1 pseudogene is annotated in these 214 nt (G+C 43.9%); it reads right to left on the reverse strand.

Features of this window, described 5'->3' with window-relative positions:
• Nucleotides 1–137 precede the first annotated feature (137 nt).
• Nucleotides 138–214, reverse strand: a pseudogene (locus QQZ16_RS04435) (IS200/IS605 family transposase); the annotation flags it as partial.

Genomic DNA, 214 nt, shown 5'->3' on the forward strand with positions numbered 1-214 from the left:
AATCAAAACCACCAGTGTGAACTGGTGGTTTGCTCTGCGGCTAAAAGCCTCTCTTACCGGCCTCGGCCTTAAAGGCCCACTGAAAAGGTTTCCCTTCTGCACCACATTCACTCACCAATTCTAAAGAATTTCTTTATTTACTTCCGATTTTTCTCACCCGTGAACGGATCGAATTCTTCGAACAACGTTAGCTGATCAGCCATATAATCTTCTT

Source organism: Bacillus sp. T2.9-1 (assembly GCF_950097965.1).
Lineage (GTDB): Bacteria > Bacillota > Bacilli > Bacillales > Cytobacillaceae > Niallia > Niallia hominis.